We start from the raw sequence: 22,169 nt of genomic DNA, 5'->3' as shown, positions 1-22,169 counted from the left end.
GTCTTGAAAAAAAAGCCGATTTATGTGGAAACCGTAATAGACAGCTCGATTGAAAAAGTATGGCATTATACACAGCAGCCCGCTCTGCATGAACAATGGGATTTACGTTTCACATCCATCACCTACAATGAAAAACAGCATGAGGACGGGCCTCAAACTTTTACATATAAAACTAAAATAATGCCGGGCATGTCTATTGCAGGTTGGGGTGAAAGTAAAGGAACACATGAAAAAGCAAGTGGTGTTAAAACCTCCTCTCTCCATTTCGGGACACCGCAACTGATTTCCCCGATTAAGGAAGGCCGCGGCTATTGGCAATATATTCCGAATGGCGACCGTGTAACCTTTCTGACCCAGTATGACTATGACGTCCGGTTCGGTCGATTTGGGCAATTGTTTGATCTGCTGTTCCGCCCTATTATCGGCTGGGCAACTGCACTAAGCTTTAATGTACTGGCAAGATGGATTGAAATCGGAGAAAAACCGGCAACCCAATACCGGCGATTTTTCAGCTATTATTTACTCTGCTTCCTGTTCAGTTTTACATGGCTCTACCAAGGTCTCGTTCCGAAAGTATTGATGAAGCATCCGCTTGAAATTGATCTGCTGATGAAACTGTCGCCGCTAACTTTTGGTCAAGCATCAACGGCCATTATTTGGATAGGTATTTTGGAGATGACGATCGGAATAGTCTTTTTAATACCGAAATTACAACCGCTGCTGCTAAAGGCGCAAATTTTATTGTTCCCATTGCTGACATTCAGCGCAATTATTGCTGCTCCTTCAGTAGCAACGGCTCCATTTAATGTCGTAACCTTTAACATTGGTCTATGGATCGCTTCAATTACTGCTTTACTGCTTACAAAAGAATTACCGACAGCAAGATTCTGCAAACGAAAAAGAGGTGCTTAATATGATTTACGAAACATTGCTGGCCAAAGACTTTCACAGGCTGCATCCAAAACTGCAGGAAAGGTACCGCCTTCCATTTGGCCAACCCTTTCATGCACAAGGAACAATGCAAGTCATTCATTCAGGACCACGTTTTTTACGACCGATGTATCAACTGTTTACGAAAACAAACTTCCTTTTTCCCGAGTCCGGGAAAGAAATTCCGTTTACAATAACGAATACCGCAAGAATGAACAATGATAAGGAAGCCGAAGTCTATTGGGAGCGCACTTTCCATTTTCCACTCGCAACACGCAAGTTCAATGCGACGATGACAGTCGATTTGGAACGGGAAATCGTAAAAGATTATTTAGGGGATCCTGCACTCTTTTACTCCGATTTAAAAATGGATGTTACAAAGGAGGGTTCCTTAATGATCCGCTCCGCAGAACAGCGTGCCGTAATCGGTCAGAAAGAAGTTGGCTTGCCAAAGAAACTGACAGGCCGAGTTGTTGTAACGGAAGGGTATGATGATGTGCTCGATGTGTATACAATTCATGTCTCCATTTATAATGATCTCATTGGAAGGATGATGATGTATGCTGGTCAATTTACGCCATGTGCTCAGTAGACCTTTAACAATTATTGGCCTTGTTTGTATGGCTTGGCTTCTGTTATTTAACGAACCCACATCTATGTATTATTATTTGACGCTAGCTCAACTTATCTTTGTACCAGTCATGCTGGAACAGTTAGTTTTGCTGAAAAATTGGCAAAGACTCATTATAGCAACCGGTCAGTTTGCAGTTACAATACTGTATTTTACACAAAACGATTTCCTCATCCTGCTTTGTGTACTTGCCTACTTACTAAGTACGCTTATTGTTGCCTCCCATGGGATTAACCGGTTTTTGAGAAGAGGCTTTGTCAATACAGCTGAAATGATGATAGATATCGGTCTAATTTATATTGTGATGGGTGGCCTATGGTTTTTAGCATTCCATCTGCAACTGGATACAGGGTTCAGTCCGATTATTACATGGCTGACCGCTATTCATTTTCATTACTCCGCCTTTCTGCTATGCATTACAGTCGGTTTGATTGGGCGTCATCATATGACCCGCTATTTCAGGTTTTGCTGTGCCGTCATCGCATCAGGACCAATGCTCGTAGCAGTCGGGATAACTTTTTCAAGGATCGTTGAAATCATTTCGGTCAGCTTATATGTAATCGCCATTTTCAGCATTAGTTTTTTCGTTATGAAATGGCCATTGCCGCGTGTGCAGCGTCTCTTCATTCGCCTGGCATTTTTGACATTATGCTTTACAATTATTTGGTCGTTTTTATACACATACAGCAATTTAACAGGAACGAATCTTGTTGATATTCCAAGTATGCTGGACTTCCACGGGCTGTTAAATTGTTTTGGATTTGGTATTGCTGTAGTAATCGCCTGGAGTCTCTTGCTGCCACCGACAAATCACAGGGACTATACATTCCCGATAAGCAAAATTCGGGGACGATTTTCTTCAAAAAACAAACCGGCACGCGGACTGGTCGATGATATGGCATCTTATGTTAATAAAGAGGAAATTCCTGAATTGGTTAATGAATTTTATGAAGATACTATGAAATTTGATTTAAAAGCATCAGTTCGATGGGCAACATGGTTTAAACCTTTTGCTTTTGTGTATCAGTTCATTAGCAGGAAAATGGGGCAGCTGAATTTACCGTATTCCTCAAAAATGATTGTGATGGACGGTGAAATTTGGCAAGTTGATTCGCATCAAGATGGCCGGGAAAAGCCGCGCGTCTGGCACAGGTCGATCAATGGCGAACCAGTTTTTAATGCGATCTATTCGCAGCATCATGATGCATCCAATACGTATATGAATATTGCTTTGCCCCTGCCCTTCTCTTCGATGCACGGTATACTGCAGCTTTCCGTAAAAGACCGCGCTTTATACCTTACAAGTGATGGACAAGGCGATGCCGGTACGTATTTGGCGTTCGGCTCTTATCTATTCAAATTGCCGTTACATGAGTATTTTGTAATTAAGGAACAACAAGGAACCCTAACCGCAACTCATCAGATGACACTGTTTGGTATGAAGTTTTTACACATTGATTACAATATACAGAAACAATAAAATACCCGGCTCCCTAAGTGCAATAGAGGGGCCGGGTAATATAATTTATTCAACCATTTTTACGTTAACATACACTAATTCAAGTAAAATGATGCCTACTGTAACATACATAATCGTTTCTGCTTGTTGTATGCCTGCAAATCCGCTTATGGCGATTCCTATGCCTAATATAGCAAAAGTTCCACCGACAAGTAGCGCTAATTTATTTTTGTCTTTTACTCTCTTTTCATTATACCCCGCTAATAGCCATGTTAATTTTTTAACACCGACTAAATAACCTAATAATAAAAATATGACACCAACTATAATCAAATTCATTTCCATTTCCCATCCCCCTAAAAGTTTTTTATAACAGCTGGAATTATATAGAATGGAATGCAAAGTGTAGCTACTAAATACACCAAAATCCATTCTATATTTATCGCCCAGCTTAAATCCCCTTGGCTGCCAATAACTAAAATCATTATGAGCAGAGTATTTAAAACGAACATGCTTCGTAATGACCATTTGGAAATATTTGCGTTTACGCGATCATCAAATTCGAATTCTTCGCTCGTTAATTCACCTCGTTTATACTTTGCAAATATTATTAAACAACCGATCCCTACTAACAAAATCCATTTCAATAACGAACTTTCAATAAATAAAATTACAATAATACAGCAAAGAACCGGGATATAGGTGAATATCTTTTTCATGATTCTTCCTCCATCCAAAACAATTTTTCAATTGAAGTATCCAGTGCATTTGCAATCAGTAAGCATACTTTAATTGTAGGATTATACTTTTGTGCTTCGATTAAATTCATCGTTTGTCTTGTGACACCAATTTGCTTTGCTAAATCACTTTGTGTTAAATTACCCAATTCAGTTCTTCGTAATTTCACACAGTTATTTATTTGAACATCTTTCAATTTGAAAGCCTCCTCTCTAAAATTTTTGATGTCACGATGTTGAAGTTGCTGACAAAATGCAATTAGGAAAATAATAACTATAACTAAAGTGTAACATATATATTAACTTAGTCAATTATATATGACACGTTATGCAATATAAAACTGCAAAAAACAAAAAAGCCACCATTTCCAAAAAGAGAAAATGGTAGCTACTTTATAATTCCTTATTCATTCAACTAATTATCTTGCTTCTTGTCTCTTAATTATAAAGGGTGCTGCCACTAAAGCAAAAATGAGGATGATTCCTAAATAACCGATTAGAGGATAGAAATAACTAACTAGACCAGTAAAGCCTACAAAACTTGCCAAATAACCAACAATCATTGTAATCGTAAAGAATGTTTTAAATTTCTGTGTCCCTGATTCCGCAAAACGTGCCGAGAAAGAAAAGAACATGCCAACCGCTGTATTATAAATCATGCCGAAAATAACTAATGACATGATAATACCTAGTATTGGCGATAAATTACTAACAATTCCCAGCATCGGCATGTCCAATGTGCCAACTTCTTCGATTTTCGAGAAAATGGCTAAATGAATTAATAGAATGAGAATTCCTAAAATAAGTCCCCCAACCAATCCGCCTATCGCTGCTGTTTTTGGATTTTTTTCAGCTCCGCCCATCACAATGGACATCGAAGCCCCAACTGCAATATTAAATGAAACGTAATTAATACTCGAAATAAACCAGTTTGGTAAAGTAGTCGGTGTTGCTTGCGCTACATCGTTTAACGAAGCAAAAGTTCCACTCATCGTCAGAAAACTGTAAATCGAAATAAATATAACAAAAATAATGAGAACCGGTGTAATGCTTCCTATAATGGCAACAACCCGTTTTACTTTCAAAAACCCTGTTAATAATACGAGTATTGTCATAAGAGTCGTACCTACAAAGACCGGTAAGCCAAACTGCTGATTTAAGTTCGAACCGGCACCAGCCAGCATCACGACACCTACGCCAAACAACGTAAAAATAAGAATAAAATCAATTACAGTTCCAAGATATCGCCCGCTAATTCTGTAAATAACATCTTTATGCGATGTCGTTTTTGTATAACTGCCAAGCCATACTAAAAGCATACCAATGCCCGAAAACAGTACTGTTGATAAAATAGCTCCGAATATCCCGAGTATTCCGAAGCTCGTAAAGTATTGCAGTATTTCTTGTCCTGAAGCGAATCCGGCACCTACAATTACGCCAATAAATGCGCTTCCAATTTTCAGTATATTTTTCACACGTCTAACTCCCCTTTTAATCCATCGATCAATATGTATTTTATTAAAATAATTTGTAAGGCTATTTTCCCCGTTTCGAATTTTCCGATTATTGTAGCCCTTTTAGATTCTTTCTAAATGTCCCCCCTCCGATATAAAATTAACTACAATTTTTATATTATATCATACCATTATTACAATATTTTATTATTCAAAATATTCATTTTTTATAAAATGAGTAGGAAAATAGAGATATAGTATGTAACATAGTTCAATAAAAAAAACATCTTTCTCAACGGAGAAAAATGTTTTTTTATTTTGCTATGCGGACATGATTACAGTGAGGCCGATTTTCTAATAAAGTGCTCCATTATTCTATTATCCCGAAAAATCTTCTAATAGAAGTGGGATGTTCTAATAAAGCACCTTTTTTTTCTAATAAGTACTTCAACTATTCAAATAAAGCACACTAACGTTCGAATATCCTGTTCAACTCTTCTAATAAGTACCCAAACTTTTCTAATAAAATCCCTTCTCACCGTATAATCTTAAAAGAATCAGCCCGTTGCATCAGTACGGTCAAAGTGGCGTCCTTTTTTCAATGCTTCTACAAATTCAGATATCCCTGCTGTGACACCAGGTGCATTCGCATAGTCTTTATCCAAAATTTCAGTTGAAGCATAACCTAATGCTTTATAATGATTGAAAATTTCATCAGCAAATCGTTGTACTTTTCGTTTAGGCACGACACTTTCGAAAGTTGTGGCAACAATTAGACCATCATAAAGTACAGGATCGGCCGTTGCCAGCGTATGATCAATTTCATGATCACCGATTCTTCCCTGCTTATCGCTGATCAACTCAACTGTAACGCCTTCATTTTCCAAAGGCATGATCAGTTCCTCCAAATTGCTGTTTGTATCAACAATAATACCGACTTTTTTCGATTTTAAAAATGGTACCTGATTTTTTAAAATACTCACAGCATCGGATGGCTGTTGATCGGCAACTTGCTGGATCGATTCATCCGGTGGTGTCACCCCGATATTTTGTGCAATTTGCTCAGACATTGCACGGTCGACACGAGCAAACATATCGACTGCTGCTTTGCGGATTTCGATTGTTTCTACTTTCCCCAGTTCAAAACTGAAAGCATTAATAATATGCTGTTTTTCCACATCTGTCTGGCTTAACCAGAATTGACGCGCTTGGCTATAATGATCTTCAAACGATAAGCTTCGAGCACGTACTTTGCGTCCTTCGATTTTCTCCTGGTAATGGGCATAGCCGCCTTCCTTTTGCGTCACTACATGCGGTGTATTGTTTTGCAGACTATTTTTCCCATATGCAACTCGTCCTTTATTGATCGTCATTCGACCATAACCATCACGCTGATTATTATGGAATGGGCACACAGGACGATTGATCGGCAACTCATGGAAGTTTGGCCCGCCTAATCGGATCAGTTGTGTATCTGTGTATGAGAATAAACGGCCTTGTAATAAAGGATCGTTTGAAAAATCAATTCCCGGTACAACATGCCCTACATGGAATGCAATCTGTTCCGTTTCTGCAAAAAAGTTATCCGTATTGCGATTTAATGTCATTTTACCGAGTTTGCGAAGCGGAATCAGTTCTTCCGGCCAAATTTTTGTCGGATCTAAAATATCGAAATCAAATTTGAACTCGTCTTCCTGTGGAATCAGCTGCACAGCAAGTTCATATTCCGGATAATTTCCGGCTTCAATATTATCGAAAAGATCGCGGCGATTAAAGTCCGGATCTTTACCGGCAATTTTTTGAGCTTCATCCCATACTAAAGAATGAGCACCGAATACAGGTTTCCAATGGAATTTTACGAAGTGGGCTTCCCCATTGGCGTTGACAAAACGGAAAGTATTTACACCAAACCCTTCCATCGTACGGAAACTTCTTGGAAGCGCTCGGTCAGACATTTTCCACATTGTCATATGGGCGGTCTCTTCATTGCTTACGACAAAATCCCAAAATGTATCATGGGCACTTTGCGCTTGAGGAATTTCATTATGTGGCTCCGGTTTTACTGCATGGATTAAATCCGGGAATTTAATTGCATCTTGAATGAAGAAAATCGGGATATTATTCCCCACTAAATCATAGTTCCCTTCTTCTGTATAAAACTTCGTCGCAAATCCTCGTACATCACGAACTGTTTCTGCTGAGCCTCGTGATCCTGCTACTGTTGAAAATCGAACAAAGACAGGTGTTTGGCGACCTTTCTCTCCTAAAAAATGAGCCATCGTTATATCGGATGCATCGCCATAACTTTCAAATATACCATGAGCCCCTGAACCCCGTGCATGTACAACTCGTTCCGGAATACGTTCATGGTCAAAATGGGTCATTTTTTCACGAAAATGAAAGTCCTCCATTATTGTTGGGCCACGTTCACCTATCGTTAATGAATGCTCATCATTCGTTAACTTTAATCCATGATTCGTTGTTAGCGGCTGACCTTCATCTTTCGTAGTAAACTGTTTCAATTGCTCGATTTTTTTATTATTATTCTCCAATTTACATCCTCCTCATTCCAAAAATAGCAAGTTTCACAAGATTAGTTATACTCAACCATCTCTGTTACTTTTCTACCCTATTTCCCGAAAAGTAGTCCTATGAAATATAATCGTAATATTTAATTCTTAAAAGTTAGTTCCTTCTCACTCTAATAATACGATTTGAATAAATAAGGCTTGCTTAAACATTTTAATCAGAGTTACTTTATCCATTCACTACTAAAAATCATCCATTTGCACATTAACTGAGTAAATGGATGATTTTTTATCCTGAACTATTTAGTATTCTTTGGCAATGCTACTTGATCAAAATCATCAACAAGTTTACGCAACCCCTCGCTCAGCTCTGCCCCGCTCATCGGCACCCCATGTCCTGTAACCGCTACAGATGGATTTAATGCTGCCAACTTTTTTACCGAATCAAAAGCGGCGGTCCAGTCCGGCGTCAAATACTTCGGTGGTCCGTTCACTTCTTTTTCCTGGGTAAATACTTTATATAAGGATTCCTGCTTTACCGTCACAAAAGCATCCCCTGCAATAAGTGCTCCGTCGCGTTCCCTGAATAACGAAACGTGTCCAGGTGTATGACCCGGTGTATGAATCCACTTGAACCCTTCCATAAATGGTACTGTTCCATCAGACGGAAGTTCCTGCACAGATTCCCCTAAGTCAATCGCTTCATTCGGGAACATCGGGGACATTTTAGCAACTAACCCGCTATCAACAGTAGGGTCCGGCTCCGGATAATTATCTAAGCCTGTTAAAAACGGCAGTTCCAACTTATGGGCGAAAACCGGTACTTGCCAGTGCTTTACAAGTTCAATGATAGCCCCTACATGATCAAAATGCCCGTGTGTCAAAATAATCGCTTTCGGTTTTGCATTTTTACCATATCTGTTTTCTGCCACATCAATAATTTCTTTTGCGCTTTTGGGCATCCCGGCGTCTATTAAAACAAAACCGTTATTATCAGGGCTGCCATAGAAAACAATATTCGCAATTTGAATCGTATGAACATATAAGTCGGGCAATAATTCCTCACTCACACCACTTTGCACAGAAGTAGCAGGTATAAATTTATAGTCATCTCCGTAATTCATTTGTTTATTCAAAATGGACACCCCTTCATAAAAAAATTAACTGAATATAATCTTCTACAGTTATTCCAATATACCCGTTTTCACTATTTCTACATCTACTTTTGGGGAAATATCCAAAGTTGAAAAATGTTCGCTCCAATCTTTTTTAAACCATTCCGGATGAAATGCTCGTACACTACGTCCGAGTCCAATTGCATCACAATTTGCTTCCTGTAATTTTTTTATAACTTCTTTCATATCTTTTTCGATTTCCTTTTCAAGAAATTGCTCCAGCTCTTTTTTGACACTGGTCTTATCTAAATTATCATCTGGAAATTCAGAAAGTATAAACTCCAGTTTTAGAGGAATTTCAATTTTATTTTCAGAAATATTCAGTTTACGTTTCGATTTATTGATCCTTACTGTTACTGGACTGTCTTCATATAAATAAGAGATGCGCGTAGCAAATCCAAGAGAATCATTTAAAATATTTAATAGAACGCCTTCGTCAATAGTCAAAGTTTTTCCAGTAAAGGAGCGCCCGGAAAATAGCGCCATTCCTTCTGCCTTAGGATGTTTCTCTTCTCCCATCTTTAAATACGGCAAGGCCAGGTCTTGGGCATCTTCAAAAATTATAGTAGAAGCTGTTTGCAATGTGTATGGTATGACCATCGAATTTTCTTCCAAGCTTGTAATAAAGCGATCATAATACTCCCCTGCTGTACTTTGCTTATCTTCACTTACTTCAAAAAATGGTTTTAAGTCTCCTTGAATAATGGCTAATTTTGAAGTAATTGGACTATTCGCATCACGAAAGTATCCATCCAAATACTTGTAAATATCATCTTCTGCGGTTTTTTCAGAAATCAGAATCGTTGATAATACCGATAAATCCATTGTCTGTTCGACATTTAGTTCTGCATCCTGCCGTACATCACGCGGTGAAACACCATTCCCTGTAATGATCACCGTTTTCATTTCTGTTGTTGTAGCTTCCGGATAGGCATAATAGGCAGTTAACTTTCCTATTTCACCTTCAAAACCTGTAAGCGATACAACGGATGAGTTTTTATAAAGCCTCTCATCCCAACATCCTGCCAGTAAAAGAGGAGCAACTATTAAGATGATTTTACCGAATCGGATACTGTCCGCCCCCTTATCTTATTGATAAGTATGATGAGAATTGGCAATAAAAATGTGAAAGCAATAACTCCATAAACTAAATTTTGTTTTAAAAATTCCAGTACTGAAAACCTGATCATAAAATTTGCGGTGCCCCCCACAACGATGAAAAAAATAAGCAGTTTTACTTTCGGATATTTAATTTTATTTTCAAAATAGACAAGTCTTATGACAAGTACGTAATTGACGATCGTTACTAAAGACCAAGAAAGCCAAATGTAAACAAAAAATAGATCGAGCCTTTTCACAAATGTAACTTCGACTGAATGTAATATATACAGAATAGGCTCAGGAATTAGTTTTAGTTCTTCCAAAGAAAAAAACATCAATGTAAAAGTAATTGAAAGTAAGTAAAAACTTGTTAATATCAAATAGTAAATAGCCAACGCCTTTTTCGGCATTATTTCATTTTTAGCTAAATATTTGCGAAGAACGATATACATCTCAGCACCGCCAAATGCATACGTACTGAAAACAAATCCCATAAACCAAGTATTAGAACGGTCATAAAAAAACGGCAGTAAATTCGTTACATTTAGATTTGTCACTGTTAAAAACATAAACAATAAAAACAGTAATAACATCGGAATTAATACGACGCCTATATTGACAGCTGTTTCAGGTCTGCTAACGCTTGCATACAGGCAAACCGATAAAAATATGGTAATTAGAACAATTTCAGGTGTATTCGGAAACACCCAAGTAGTTAGTACATAAGTAATGTAAACTACAAATATTATAATATAGATTGACCAGTAAATTAGATAAAGCGTTTTTGTAAATCCGTTTAAGAAAAAGTATTGATGCATCCGTTCAAAAAACAATAACTGCAGAAAAAAGATGAACGCAACAGCAAGAAACTGAATAGTAGCATCACGTTTGCTATTTTCGATAAGCATATTCTGAAATGATGTATAGACAAATCCGGTTTGCATTACGAACATTAACAGAAACAATTGTATCTTCGTCAATTGGATCGTCATTCTCTATCATTCCTTTTCGATTTAAAGCTTCTTGCTTGTCTATTGGCTCCGTAATAAGGACCACGGAAAAAAATTTTCCGCATTCCTACTGGATCAAATGGAATAACCGGTGAAAAATAAGGACGTTTAAGAGAACTTAAATTCATTAAATGAACGACCAATAAAAATGTTCCAATTACAATTCCGAAAAATCCAAATAGCGAGGCTAAAAACATGAACGGGAAACGAAGCGTCCGTATCGTCGTATTTAGTTCTACTGAAGGCACAACAAAACTCGATATAGCTGTAAAAGCCACAACAATTACCATTAAATTTGATACAAGGCCCGCACTTACAATGGCATCGCCAATTACAAGACCTCCTACAATACCAATAGTCTGGCCAATTGACTTCGGCAACCGGACACTGGCCTCACGAATCAATTCAATCGTTAATTCCATAATCATTGCTTCTATGAGTGGTCTGTATGGAATCTGGTTTATATCCGTTTTAACTTTATTTGCGAGTTCTAGCGGGAGCACTTCAAAATGAAAACTTACAATCGCAATATAAAATGCAGGTAAAAAAATGGCTGATACAAAACCAAATAATCGTGTCAGCCGGTAAAATGTTCCGACGATTACACGGGAGTTGAAATCATCCGGTGTTTGATAAAACGAAAAAAATGTAACGGGTCCAATGAGTGCGTTGTTCGACAAATCACTCATTACGGCTATTTTACCTTCCAAAATATTCGCTACTACACGATCTGGCCGTTCTGTAAGCAGCAGCTGAGGAAACGGTGACCATACTTGATCGTCCAAATAATCTGTCAACTGTCCGGTACTGTAAAGCATGTCTACATCGATAGAATTCAACCGATTCTCAACTGTTTTAAGTGCCTCACTGTCCACGACATTCTCTACATAAAAGTAGTAAACAGTAGTTTTCGTTTCATGACCAAGCAGGATTGTTTTAACAACGAGTTTATTGTTTTTTATACGTTTTCGGATCAGCTGAATATTAACATCCAAATTTTCAACGAATCCCTCATGCGAACCCCTTAATATTTGTTCGTTTTCAGGTTCTTCAGGTGTTTTGTGGGCAAATTCGCCATTTTGTAATCGAATCATCTGTTTAGACTTTAATAGAATAATTAAAGTCTCACCATTACATACATAATCAACAAGTTTTTGCTCATCATACTTTTCTGTAGTAATTGTTATAGTTTCCTCATTGGCTAGCTGTTGTTTTTGAGCCCCGGAATCTTGATTTTTATCACTATTGTTTTGTGATTCATTTGATAAAGATTGATCAGTATTATGACTTGTTTTTTGGGTATTCTGTGATGAAGATTCACTTAACTGTTTCAGGTTTATAAGGTTCTGTTCTACATCCGATTTATTCACAAGGGATGAATAATAACATAAAATAACATTTTTCCCTCGACCAAGCTGAATTTCTTTTGCAACAAAGTCTGATGAATGGAGGAATTGCTTATTAAGTCGTTTAATTTCCTGCTTTATATCCATTGCTTGTGTCAAGACGACTCCCCCCTTTTTGTCACAGTATAGGAAATTTATAAAAGAGTTATTCACTTTAGTTAAAGTCGGGAAATTTGGGTAATATAAAGACAAAGAGCGCTATAATTTTTTAATTTTAATGGTGAGACAATTTATGAATCTCCCATTCGAACTACACCTATAGCTACAACAAAAATAATCAAAAATGTTTATTTTTTTCATACGGGGTAATACATTTATATGTCACTGAACGGAGGTTATAAAATGAAAAAAGTAGGCATTGTTTTTTGGAGCTCATTTACCTTAGTAATGCTGGCTGTATTAGTTGGTGTACTTGCTCCACAAACTTTAGAAAATGTCACCAAGAACATTCAAAATTTACTTACTTATAATTTTGGGTGGTATTATTTATTAGTTGTTGCAATCATTATTGCGTTTTGTGTTTTCCTTATATTGAGTCCTGTTGGAGCCATACGCCTTGGTAAGCCGACTGACCGGCCGGACTACAGCAATGCATCATGGTTTGCGATGCTATTTAGCGCTGGAATGGGGATTGGTTTAGTGTTCTGGGGAGCAGCGGAACCATTATCACATTTCGCTATTAGTTCCCCACAGGCTCCTGAAGGATCCCAGCAAGCATTGAAAGATTCATTTCGATACACGTTCTTCCATTGGGGAATTTCAGCTTGGGCCATTTACGGTGTAGTCGCATTGGCACTTGCCTACTCCAATTTCCGTAAAGGGGCACCCGGATTAATAAGTTCCACACTTTTTCCTCTACTCGGTGAAAAAACAAAGGGCCCTATCGGATATACAATTGATATCATCGCGGTCTTCGCTACAGTAATCGGTGTTGCAACAACACTCGGTTTAGGTGCCCAGCAAATTAATGGCGGTCTTTCCTATTTATTTGACCTTCCTATTAACTTTACTGTTCAGTTAATCATCATTGTTATCGTTACTGTATTATTTATCATTTCCGCCTCAACAGGTCTTGATAAAGGAATTCAACTGTTAAGTAATTGGAACCTCTATTTGGCAGCTGCCTTACTATTATTAACTTTATTTATTGGTCCTACTGTTGCCATCATGAATGACTTTACATCAGGTCTCGGCAGTTATTTACAAAACTTCGTGCAAATGAGTTTACGTATGGAACCTGGTGATGCGGGTAGTCGTGATTGGATTAACGGCTGGACGATATTCTACTGGGCTTGGTGGATGTCGTGGTCTCCATTTGTCGGTATTTTTATTGCGCGTATTTCAAAAGGCCGAACAATCCGAGAATTTTTAATGGGTGTCATTTTAGCACCAACACTTGTTAGTATTTTCTGGTTTGCGACGTTTGGAACGACAGCGATTGAAACATATTTGACAAAAGATGAGGGGCTTGTTGATTTACCGACAGAACAACTTTTATTCGGTGTATTTGATCAGATGCCACTCGGCTTTATTTTATCGATTATCGCGCTCTTACTTGTCGCCATTTTCTTCATCACTTCAGCCGATTCCGCTACATTTGTATTAGGGATGCAAACAACATTTGGCTCGATGAACCCATCATTTAAAATAAAATTGATTTGGGGAATTTTACAGGCTGCCATTGCGGCAAGTCTTCTATTCTCCGGCGGTCTGACCGCACTGCAGAATGCCGCGATTATTGTCGCCTTCCCATTCTCGTTTATCATTTTGCTGATGATGCTTTCGCTCTACAAATCGTTAATGGCTGAGAGGAAGAAGTTGGGCCTCTACATCCGACCAAAAAAACAGCCACCAACAAATGTCCATAAAAAAGATGGTTGACCGATTCCAAATGAAAAAGCGTCGCAAATTTGCGACGCTTTTTTCAGGAGAAAAAATTTTCCCCTTATTAAAATTAATAGTTTTATTTTCCATTCACAGCAACCTGTTCTTCGCGATTGAACTCGAATGCAACATTTTTGCGTGGGTTTGCCGATTTGTACCATTGCCAGCAGAAAATAATAATGAGCGCCACTTCAATCCAGTCCCCTGCATAGTACATGACCATACTTCCCGTTTCCGCTTCTTGTTGTGAAACTCCTGCAGGCGGATTCGCATACATATACTTCGACAATATATCATGACCGGCTATCGCAATGATTAAAACGGCCGCCCGGAATCGGTAGGAATATTGATGGTAGACAGGATCGAAATAAATAATGGAAATTGTAAATATATAGCCTGCAATGAAAAAATGCAAATGTACAAACAAGGCGAAAAATGCACTTTCATGCATCAAAACAAAAAAATCAGTTGTATATAGCAGCCAAAGTCCCCCCACATTTAAAACTGCGGCAGTAATCGGATGCGAAACGAATTTTAGCAAGCGACTTTTTAAAATGGACGTCAGCTTACGTGCAAATGTTGTGTTTGCTGTTCTGAGCAGCAAAGTCATCGGCTTGGTAACTGCCATAAAAATTGGGGCGACCATGCTTAATAATAAATGACTCACCATATGTGCCGTAAAGTTAGAATGCGCACTGTTTGCCAACGGACCGACAACTGCGGCAAGTGCAATTAACATACCGATTGTCCAATAAATCGTACGGTAAACGGGCCATTTTTTATAGCGCTGATTCGTTATAATGACAGCTATTATATATGCTGCCAATAAAAATATGAAAACGACCCCAAGCAAGAATTGAAGGTTGATTCCAGGTACTGAATGGTTCATTGCACTATGTCCAAGACCGTGCAGCAAATATAGGCTATTCATTTGCAGTCTTCTCTTTTAAAGTACTGTTTTTTGATGTGCGGAATAATAGATAAATACCGATGAGCAGAATAATCAGAGCACTAACATTCCACACGATATCGTACACAATGACATTGTCCACGTATCGAATTTGGTGAATTCGCATCCATTTATGTTGAATGATGCCGTCGTACAATTGGAATACACCAATCCCTGATAATACGCCGCCAAGCCAGCGTTGAAAGATCAGACCATTCTTCCGGCGCAGATCTGCAAATAAAAATAATCCTGCTATCGTAGCAAACCAGCTGAAAGCATGAAAAATGCCATCAGAAATTAACCCGATATCCGTTGTCGATTTGTCGTAAAAATGATGCCATCTTAACAGCTGATGGAAAACGGTTTCATCAATAAAGGCAATCAGACCGACGCCAAACAAGATTCCTGACCACATGTTCCGGCGTGAAACTTCTATGTCGTTGTTATTTCTCATGTCAATTCAGAGCCCCTTTACGTGTAATGACTTACATCTAATCTCTCCAAATACATCACAACATATTCGATAATAGAAGTTCCCCTCTTACCTTATGGACTAAACCTAATTCCCTGCATATAATCCTTGTTCTTCGAAAGTTTTAATCAATTCGTTTATAAAATCGTTCATTTCTTGCTCGGTCGGTATATTTTCAAGCAGCTCAGGAATCGTATACAATTTCCCATCCTTTACTAACCGATCGATTTTCATTGTATTTTCTATATTGATAAGAGGATTTTCATTCAATACTAATAGATCCGCAGTAAAACCTTCTTTTATCTCTCCTAAATCAGCTACTTTCAAAGCTTTCGCAGCATTAATTGTAGCTTGCTGAAGAGCCTCAAATGGTGTAAATCCGGCATCAACAAACAGCTGAAGCTCCCGGTGCAATGCAATACCAGGATATGTATAGATTCCTGCAGGAGTATCGGTACCTGTCACGACAGTGCCGCCCATTTTATAATAGGTATAGGCAATTTTTTGAATCGTTTTCGTTTGAATTCCAAACGTGGACTGTCCTTGTTTTGCCTGTGCAGCTTGTGGCCAATGCTTAAATAAGTAGTCACTGTCCTCCATATGATGAACAATTTCATGGTTTGTTGTCCAATATTGGGCTGCTAATCGCATCTGATCATACAATACGATTGTCGGACAAAGTTTTATGTCCTTAATCAACAATTGTTTACATATGCTTTCGATCAACTCTTCATCCGGCTGCTCCCATGGTATTGAATCCCAGATCTCTTGCGGTGCATCCATTGTCCACTGTGGATACATCGCCTGAACAATACCCGAGGCATGTTCAAGCCAGTTAATCCCTATGTCTGCCGCCAGAAGTGCATCTACTTTTCTGGAATATAGGATATCACTGCTTACTTCCAGATTATGTTTATTTGCTTCATCAACTACTACTTTCATATATTCAGGATCAAGCCAGCCATAAATTTTAATAAAATGTGCTCCAAGCTCTACTTGCCGCGCTACTTCCTGCCTTGCAAGATCTTCATTGTCAACATTGATATTATAGGCCGTATCATCTCCCCACAAGCCCGGCGGACCGTCAATCATACGATCTGCAGAAATAACGCGCGGCTCCAATTCACTACCATTCGCATCGATAAATGGTTTGAGTTCAATGATGCTCCCCGCAGTATTTCGAACTGTTGTAATACCTGCTGCTGTGAAGTAATTGGCAAAGTGTTTTTTTATATGGACATGCATATCAATTAGCCCTGGAATGAGCCATTTATTCGTACAATCCATTACTTCAACGTGATTCATTTGAAGATTAGGAGCCACTTTTATTATTTTATTATTTTCAATATATACATCCTGTCTAGTAAACTCTCCTCTTTCCATATTTATCACAAACCCGTTTTTTAATAGTTTCATTTTCAGACTCCTTTAAATTTTATCGCTGTGTTAAATTTAGTTTAATTTAAATATTCTGGAAATGATATAATTTTATTACAATAAGAATGAGGTGAATTCGATGAACACAGTCGGCGAAAAAATTATTATCAGAAAAGCGGATGAAAGTGATACACCACAAATACTTGCGGTGATGAAAGATGCGGAACAGTCCGGATTTATGCTCTTTGCACCGGGTGAAAGAAACATGGCACCCGCTTCTTTAAGCAAGTTGATCACTTCCATAAATCAATCCCCAACATCGGGTTTCTTTATCGCAGAGCATGAGGATGAAATTTCAGGTTATCTTCTATTAAAAACGGAAACGTTATCCCGCACTTCTCACCGCGCACAAATTGCTGTCGGTGTACAAAGTAAAAGTCGCGGTAAAGGAGTTGGTACCGCTTTGTTCGACTATATGATCCAGCGGGCCAAAGAGACGCAGCTTCACCGCCTGGAGTTAACGGTCATTGAGCATAATGAACAAGCTGTCCACCTTTATAAGAAAATGGGGTTTGAAGTTGAAGGTGTAAAAAGAGATTCTTTACTGGTTGATGGACACTTTGTAAATGAACTGTATATGTCTTTATTGCTATAATGATAAAAGGGGCTACTCAAAAAATTGAGTAACCCCCTTTTCATTGCATACTATTAATCTAACTCTCTAACTTTAACCGGGAACAGCGAATTTTCCAATCGGTCACGGTAGTCTTCATATTGTACCGGCAACTTTAGCTGCTCGCCCATTGTTGCCGGCGTTTCATCATGTGCAAATCCTGGTGGGTCTGTCGCGATTTCGAATAATATCTCTCCTGACTCACGGAAGTAAATGGCATTGAAGTAATTACGGTCTTTGATGTCTGTTACATGCTGACCTTTATCCATCGCGTATTGCTGCCATTCTTTATGATCATGATCGTCGTTTGCACGCCATGCAATATGATGTACCGTTCCGACACCCATCGCTCCTCGATTGCCGACTGTCATTTTTACGTCCACGATATTGCCGATCGAAGCAGTTGCTTTTAATCTTACAAAGTCTCCTTCAAGGCCAACTTCACTAAGTCCCATCACATCAACCAATGTATTGATCGTTTCTTCCGGCTTTGATGAATATAATATTGCACCGCCAAAGCCTTTAATCGCTACCTCAGCAGCTATTCCACCAAACGTCCAGCCATTTAGAGAACCGCCATCACGTGCGACAATTTCGAGGTGCAGACCATGTGGATCATCAAATTGTAAATAGGTCTCTCCAAATCTTGTTTCTTCAGTATATTGTATATTGAATTGTGATAAGCGTTCTTTCCAGAAATCGATTGCTCCCACCGGTACAACGTATGTTGTCACACCAACTTGACCATCGCCGATTTTGCCTTTGTATGCTGCAGGCCAAGGAAAGAATGTAATAATTGTCCCGGGCTCCCCACCTTCGTTCCCGAAATATAAATGATATGTTTCAGGGTCGTCGAAATTGACTGTTTTCTTTACAAGACGTAATCCAAGAACACCTGCATAGAAATCGACATTTTCCTGAGGATGACCGACGATTGCTGTAATATGATGAATTCCTGTTGTATGTTTTTTCATATTCATTTCCTCCATTCATAAAAACTGAACACAACATTCCATTTGATAAAACACTCTGTCCAATTTTTAGATAATAAATCCAGCACATGCATTAACATGTGCTAGACCTGATAATCTTATTAACGAATTGTTTTTAAAGCTTTTGACCATGGAATAACTTGGTCCAGCATTTGATTTACTGAATCCGCCTGCACATCTTTCGGCTTGAAAGTTGTACCGTTTTCAAAATCGGTGAATAATGATAACGCTGGGTGTACACGTACATCCGCAACAAGTAATTCACCTAAAATACCGCGTAAATGTTCAGCAGCACGTGCTCCGCCAACAGAACCGTAAGATACGATACCCGCTGCTTTGTTGTTCCACTCATCACGTAGGTAGTCTAATGCATTTTTAAGTGCACCTGTAATCGAATGGTTATATTCTTGAACAATGAATACAAATCCGTCTTGTTTTGCGATTGCTTCAGACCAGCCTGCAGCACCTGATGCATCCCCACCCGGTTCTCCTAGTAATGGCAATTTGAAATCCGCAATATCAATGATCGTATAATTAGCATCGCCTCGTTTATCTGCGATTTCTTTCACCCATGCACCGACTTGAGGGCTTACACGACCTTCACGAGTTGATCCTAAAATAATACCAATGTTTAATTTTTCCACTTTAATTTCCTCCTCTTTTTTATTACCGAATAGTTTACTGATGAATCCCATTTCTTACACTCCTTCAATTATCTCGAATTCAAGATATCAATTAAAACTTTGAGGCTTTTATAGTTTGATATAGGTATGCATATAAATAATTGAAGTTTATGCCTCAAATTTTAATTTTGTCTTTTATGCATTCGTATCAGTAACGTAAATCATTATTACCGTTTTGCTGATAATTTATCCTTATAAATACCTTCAATATTATTATGCAGCAGGGTTTAGTTCTAACTCTACTTTAATTTTGATATCTTTCCCTACTAGTACGCCGCCTGTTTCTAAAGCAGCATTCCATGTTAGACCGAAATCTTCACGGTTGATTTTTGTTTCTGCTTCAAAACCATATACTTCTACGCCCCATGGGTTCGTACCTTTACCACCGTATTCAACATCAAATGTTACCGGTTTTGTTACATCTTTAACTGTTAAGTCACCAGTCACTTTGTAGTCATCGCCATCTTTTTCAATGTTTGTTGCAGTAAACTTGATTTGCCCAAACTCTTCTGTGCTGAAGAAGTCTGCCGATTTCAAGTGGTTATCGCGATCTTCATTGTTTGTATTAATGCTTGCTACATCCAGTTCAAAACTGATTGAAGCAGTAGTTAAATCCGTTAAGTCTGCCGCTTCCACGCTTGCCGTATAGTTATTAAATTGACCTTTAACTTTTGATACCATCATGTGTTTTACTTCAAATCCGATTGTTGAGTGTGTTTGATCGACTGTAAATGTTGTCATTTTATATTCTCCTCCATATTATCTCGATTTCAAGATATATATTCAAAATAAAATTTCGAAATTGAATATCTCGAACTTGAGATAAATATATCAAACATAATAATATCCGTCAAGTATTGTTTTAAATTATTTTATGTACTATATTTTATTGAACTTATACAAAACTCGTGAGAATACTTATGAAGGAAGGTATTGATTTGAATTTAAAAGATTTAAAGATACTTACACTTTTAATCTTTACGATTACTATGATTTACTTTTATGTATTAGCGCTTTTGCAACAATCATATTTAGGTTTTATTATGATTATTCCGATACTCACACTACTTATTTATTATTATGCTACCCGTAAAAAAATCAAATTGAAGCAGTTTTTTATTAAGAAACCTAAAATTGTACCCCTTCTCCTCTCTATAATTTTTCCGATTATGTTAGGTTTACTCGTTCACCTATTCTTATATTCAACTAATCAAGGCCACTTTTTATTTGAAAAGCCGTTTAAATTAATCTTCCTATTTTTAATAGGGATAACGGTTTCAGCAGGTTCAGCACTTCTTGAAGAAATTGTATGGCGCGGATTTTATCATGACAGCTTAAGAAAGGTCTATACACTTAAGAAAACTGCCATTATTGTTGCTGTCATTTGGAGCATTTGGCATTTACCCATTGCTCTATTCTATAAAGATTACACACAACTGTTCATCAGTACATTAAGTTATCTTATTATTCTCTTTTTTACTTCCTGTCTCCTCACCTACTTGAGGGAATGGAGCGGTTCTGTAGTACCTGCCGCTTTTTTCCACGGGCTGATGAACGTCTTTTATTTTAGTGATGGTATTCATATTCACCTTTCAAAACATATGACTGACTTGATAAAGCTTCTTATATTTAGCTTAGTATTATTAATGACCTTACTGTTGGGTAAAATCCACAACCTAAAAGAGAGATAAAGTATAAACTTTATCTCTCTTTTCACTGGCTATTCGATTTAAATTTCGTACTCAATTACAACTTCTTTACTATTGCTGATATTCGGGGATGGCTGAGAATTGTACACACGTGAATATGGCGGAACTGAATATGTCAGCCAAATATTACTGCCAAGCACTGTGTCATGGCCAATTGTCGTTTTCCCGCCTAAAATGGTAGCACCGGCGTAGATGACAACATTATCCTCAATATTCGGATGACGCTTTACACCTTTAATCGGATTTCCGTTTTCGTCGAGCGGAAAACTTAAGGCACCTAATGTCACACCTTGATAGATTTTAACATTGTTACCGATTGTGCATGTTTCACCAACAACAACACCTGTACCGTGGTCAATGAAAAATGAATGGCCGATTTTCGCCCCCGGATGAATATCTATCCCTGTTAACTGATGTGCATATTCAGACATAATACGAGGTACGATTGTGACATCCATTTTATATAGCTCATGTGCGATACGGTGGATAAATACAGCGCGAATCGACGGGTAGCTTAACATGATTTCTTCTGTTGAGGTAGCAGCCGGATCTCCGTTATAAGCAGCCTGGATATCAGTTTGAATCGTTTCACGGATTTCCGGGAAACGGTCCATTAACTTCATCACAACATGATCCGCTTTTTCTCGGCATTGGCCATCACAGTTATCAAAGTTTTGGTAGACTAATACTTTTTCGATAATATCACGCAAATCCAATGCTGATTGACGAAGATTATTATTCAATTTCATCAATGTACGTGTTTCATCGACAACACCTTGATTATAAATCGTCGGGAAGAAAATTTCATAAAAGCTATCCAAAATATGATGGATTTGATCACGGCCCGTGAATCCAATCGATTTTTCAACTTCAATATGTTTTTTGTTATAGTCGATTAACTTATTTGCGATTGTTGATGTTTCTTTATTTAACCAGTCCTCGATTTTCATGCTAAAACTCCTTTTCTATTTAAAATACATAGTAATGAAGATTATACTA

The 22,169-nt window shown here is 38.0% G+C and carries 22 protein-coding genes; 6 read left to right on the top strand and 16 right to left on the bottom strand.

The annotated features are described in order from the left end of the window. The first annotated feature begins 3 nt into the window (after window positions 1-3). The 3 genes from MKZ25_RS07350 to MKZ25_RS07340 are packed head-to-tail and all read left to right on the top strand — an operon-like array spanning window position 4 to window position 3,041. Window positions 4-912, top strand: a complete 909-nt coding sequence (locus MKZ25_RS07350) for a DoxX-like family protein (protein ID WP_340800926.1) — start codon at window positions 4-6, stop codon at window positions 910-912. A gap of 1 nt (window position 913) precedes the next feature. Continuing rightward, window positions 914-1,522 carry a DUF4166 domain-containing protein gene (locus MKZ25_RS07345; protein WP_340800925.1) on the top strand — a complete coding sequence of 203 codons (609 nt, stop codon included), beginning with the start codon at window positions 914-916 and terminating at the stop codon, window positions 1,520-1,522. Then, window positions 1,491-3,041 carry a YndJ family protein gene (locus MKZ25_RS07340; protein ID WP_340800924.1) on the top strand — a complete coding sequence of 517 codons (1,551 nt, stop codon included), beginning with the start codon at window positions 1,491-1,493 and terminating at the stop codon, window positions 3,039-3,041. Before MKZ25_RS07345 ends, MKZ25_RS07340 begins: the two co-directional genes overlap by 32 nt. Before the next feature lie 45 nt (window positions 3,042-3,086). Here the strand turns inward: MKZ25_RS07340 and MKZ25_RS07335 are convergent, their stop codons facing one another. From MKZ25_RS07335 to MKZ25_RS07295, 9 genes are all read right to left on the bottom strand, one after another. Continuing rightward, window positions 3,087-3,365, bottom strand: coding sequence for a DUF3784 domain-containing protein (locus MKZ25_RS07335; RefSeq protein WP_340800923.1), 279 nt, complete (start codon window positions 3,363-3,365; stop codon window positions 3,087-3,089). Between the two features lie 11 nt (window positions 3,366-3,376). Next, a complete protein-coding gene (locus MKZ25_RS07330) occupies window positions 3,377-3,739 on the bottom strand; it encodes a hypothetical protein (protein ID WP_340800922.1) in 363 nt (120 codons plus the stop codon). Then, entirely contained in the window at window positions 3,736-3,954 is a 219-nt protein-coding gene (locus MKZ25_RS07325; protein ID WP_340800921.1) for a helix-turn-helix transcriptional regulator, read from the bottom strand. The genes MKZ25_RS07330 and MKZ25_RS07325 overlap by 4 nt, the downstream gene beginning before the upstream one ends. A gap of 222 nt (window positions 3,955-4,176) precedes the next feature. Beyond that, a complete protein-coding gene (locus MKZ25_RS07320) occupies window positions 4,177-5,232 on the bottom strand; it encodes a YkvI family membrane protein (RefSeq protein WP_340800920.1) in 1,056 nt (351 codons plus the stop codon). Window positions 5,233-5,768: 536 nt separating this feature from the next. Continuing rightward, window positions 5,769-7,763, bottom strand: a complete 1,995-nt coding sequence (locus tag MKZ25_RS07315; RefSeq protein WP_340800919.1) for a catalase — start codon at window positions 7,761-7,763, stop codon at window positions 5,769-5,771. 275 nt (window positions 7,764-8,038) lie between these two features. Further along, window positions 8,039-8,875: an MBL fold metallo-hydrolase gene (locus tag MKZ25_RS07310; protein WP_340800918.1), complete on the bottom strand. Its 837-nt coding sequence runs from the start codon at window positions 8,873-8,875 to the stop codon at window positions 8,039-8,041. Between the two features lie 48 nt (window positions 8,876-8,923). After that, entirely contained in the window at window positions 8,924-9,943 is a 1,020-nt protein-coding gene (locus MKZ25_RS07305; RefSeq protein WP_340802986.1) for a Ger(x)C family spore germination protein, read from the bottom strand. Window positions 9,944-9,960: 17 nt separating this feature from the next. Further along, on the bottom strand, window positions 9,961-11,007 hold the full coding sequence (locus MKZ25_RS07300; protein WP_340800917.1) for a GerAB/ArcD/ProY family transporter: 1,047 nt from the start codon (window positions 11,005-11,007) through the stop codon (window positions 9,961-9,963). After that, on the bottom strand, window positions 11,004-12,530 hold the full coding sequence (locus MKZ25_RS07295; RefSeq protein ID WP_340800916.1) for a spore germination protein: 1,527 nt from the start codon (window positions 12,528-12,530) through the stop codon (window positions 11,004-11,006). Before MKZ25_RS07295 ends, MKZ25_RS07300 begins: the two co-directional genes overlap by 4 nt. A gap of 243 nt (window positions 12,531-12,773) precedes the next feature. Between MKZ25_RS07295 and MKZ25_RS07290 the strand changes: the two genes are divergently transcribed. Beyond that, entirely contained in the window at window positions 12,774-14,312 is a 1,539-nt protein-coding gene (locus MKZ25_RS07290; protein ID WP_340800915.1) for a glycine betaine uptake BCCT transporter, read from the top strand. An 82-nt stretch (window positions 14,313-14,394) separates the two neighbouring features. Here MKZ25_RS07290 and MKZ25_RS07285 read toward each other — a convergent pair whose 3' ends face one another. The 3 genes from MKZ25_RS07285 to MKZ25_RS07275 form a co-directional block, all read right to left on the bottom strand. Beyond that, window positions 14,395-15,204, bottom strand: a complete 810-nt coding sequence (locus MKZ25_RS07285; protein ID WP_445326878.1) for a cytochrome c oxidase assembly protein — start codon at window positions 15,202-15,204, stop codon at window positions 14,395-14,397. Between the two features lie 34 nt (window positions 15,205-15,238). Beyond that, a complete protein-coding gene (locus MKZ25_RS07280) occupies window positions 15,239-15,718 on the bottom strand; it encodes a DUF2243 domain-containing protein (RefSeq protein WP_340800913.1) in 480 nt (159 codons plus the stop codon). Window positions 15,719-15,823: 105 nt separating this feature from the next. Further along, window positions 15,824-17,152: an amidohydrolase family protein gene (locus MKZ25_RS07275; protein ID WP_340800912.1), complete on the bottom strand. Its 1,329-nt coding sequence runs from the start codon at window positions 17,150-17,152 to the stop codon at window positions 15,824-15,826. 100 nt (window positions 17,153-17,252) lie between these two features. Here MKZ25_RS07275 and MKZ25_RS07270 point away from each other — a divergent pair, with 100 nt between their 5' ends. Next, the gene (locus MKZ25_RS07270; protein ID WP_340800911.1) at window positions 17,253-17,768 is read left to right on the top strand and encodes a GNAT family N-acetyltransferase; all 516 of its coding nucleotides are present in this window, start codon (window positions 17,253-17,255) and stop codon (window positions 17,766-17,768) included. 53 nt (window positions 17,769-17,821) lie between these two features. On the opposite strand, the gene MKZ25_RS07265 is transcribed toward MKZ25_RS07270, so the two are convergent. The 3 genes from MKZ25_RS07265 to MKZ25_RS07255 all read right to left on the bottom strand — a co-directional run bounded on the left by MKZ25_RS07265 (window position 17,822) and on the right by MKZ25_RS07255 (window position 20,202). Then, entirely contained in the window at window positions 17,822-18,760 is a 939-nt protein-coding gene (locus MKZ25_RS07265) for a ring-cleaving dioxygenase (protein ID WP_340800910.1), read from the bottom strand. Window positions 18,761-18,879: 119 nt separating this feature from the next. After that, the gene (locus MKZ25_RS07260; protein WP_340800909.1) at window positions 18,880-19,473 is read right to left on the bottom strand and encodes an NADPH-dependent FMN reductase; all 594 of its coding nucleotides are present in this window, start codon (window positions 19,471-19,473) and stop codon (window positions 18,880-18,882) included. A gap of 201 nt (window positions 19,474-19,674) precedes the next feature. Next, on the bottom strand, window positions 19,675-20,202 hold the full coding sequence (locus tag MKZ25_RS07255) for a YceI family protein (RefSeq protein ID WP_340800908.1): 528 nt from the start codon (window positions 20,200-20,202) through the stop codon (window positions 19,675-19,677). Between the two features lie 179 nt (window positions 20,203-20,381). Between MKZ25_RS07255 and MKZ25_RS07250 the strand changes: the two genes are divergently transcribed. Next, on the top strand, window positions 20,382-21,152 hold the full coding sequence (locus MKZ25_RS07250) for a CPBP family intramembrane glutamic endopeptidase (protein ID WP_340800907.1): 771 nt from the start codon (window positions 20,382-20,384) through the stop codon (window positions 21,150-21,152). A gap of 38 nt (window positions 21,153-21,190) precedes the next feature. On the opposite strand, the gene epsC is transcribed toward MKZ25_RS07250, so the two are convergent. Then, window positions 21,191-22,120, bottom strand: a complete 930-nt coding sequence (gene epsC / locus MKZ25_RS07245; protein ID WP_079526150.1) for a serine O-acetyltransferase EpsC — start codon at window positions 22,118-22,120, stop codon at window positions 21,191-21,193. Window positions 22,121-22,169 lie beyond the last annotated feature (49 nt).

The organism is Solibacillus sp. FSL W7-1464 (assembly GCF_038004425.1).
GTDB lineage: Bacteria > Bacillota > Bacilli > Bacillales_A > Planococcaceae > Solibacillus.
The sequence above is the reverse complement of the archived record's forward strand: the minus strand, read 5'-3'. Positions and strand labels throughout refer to the sequence as shown.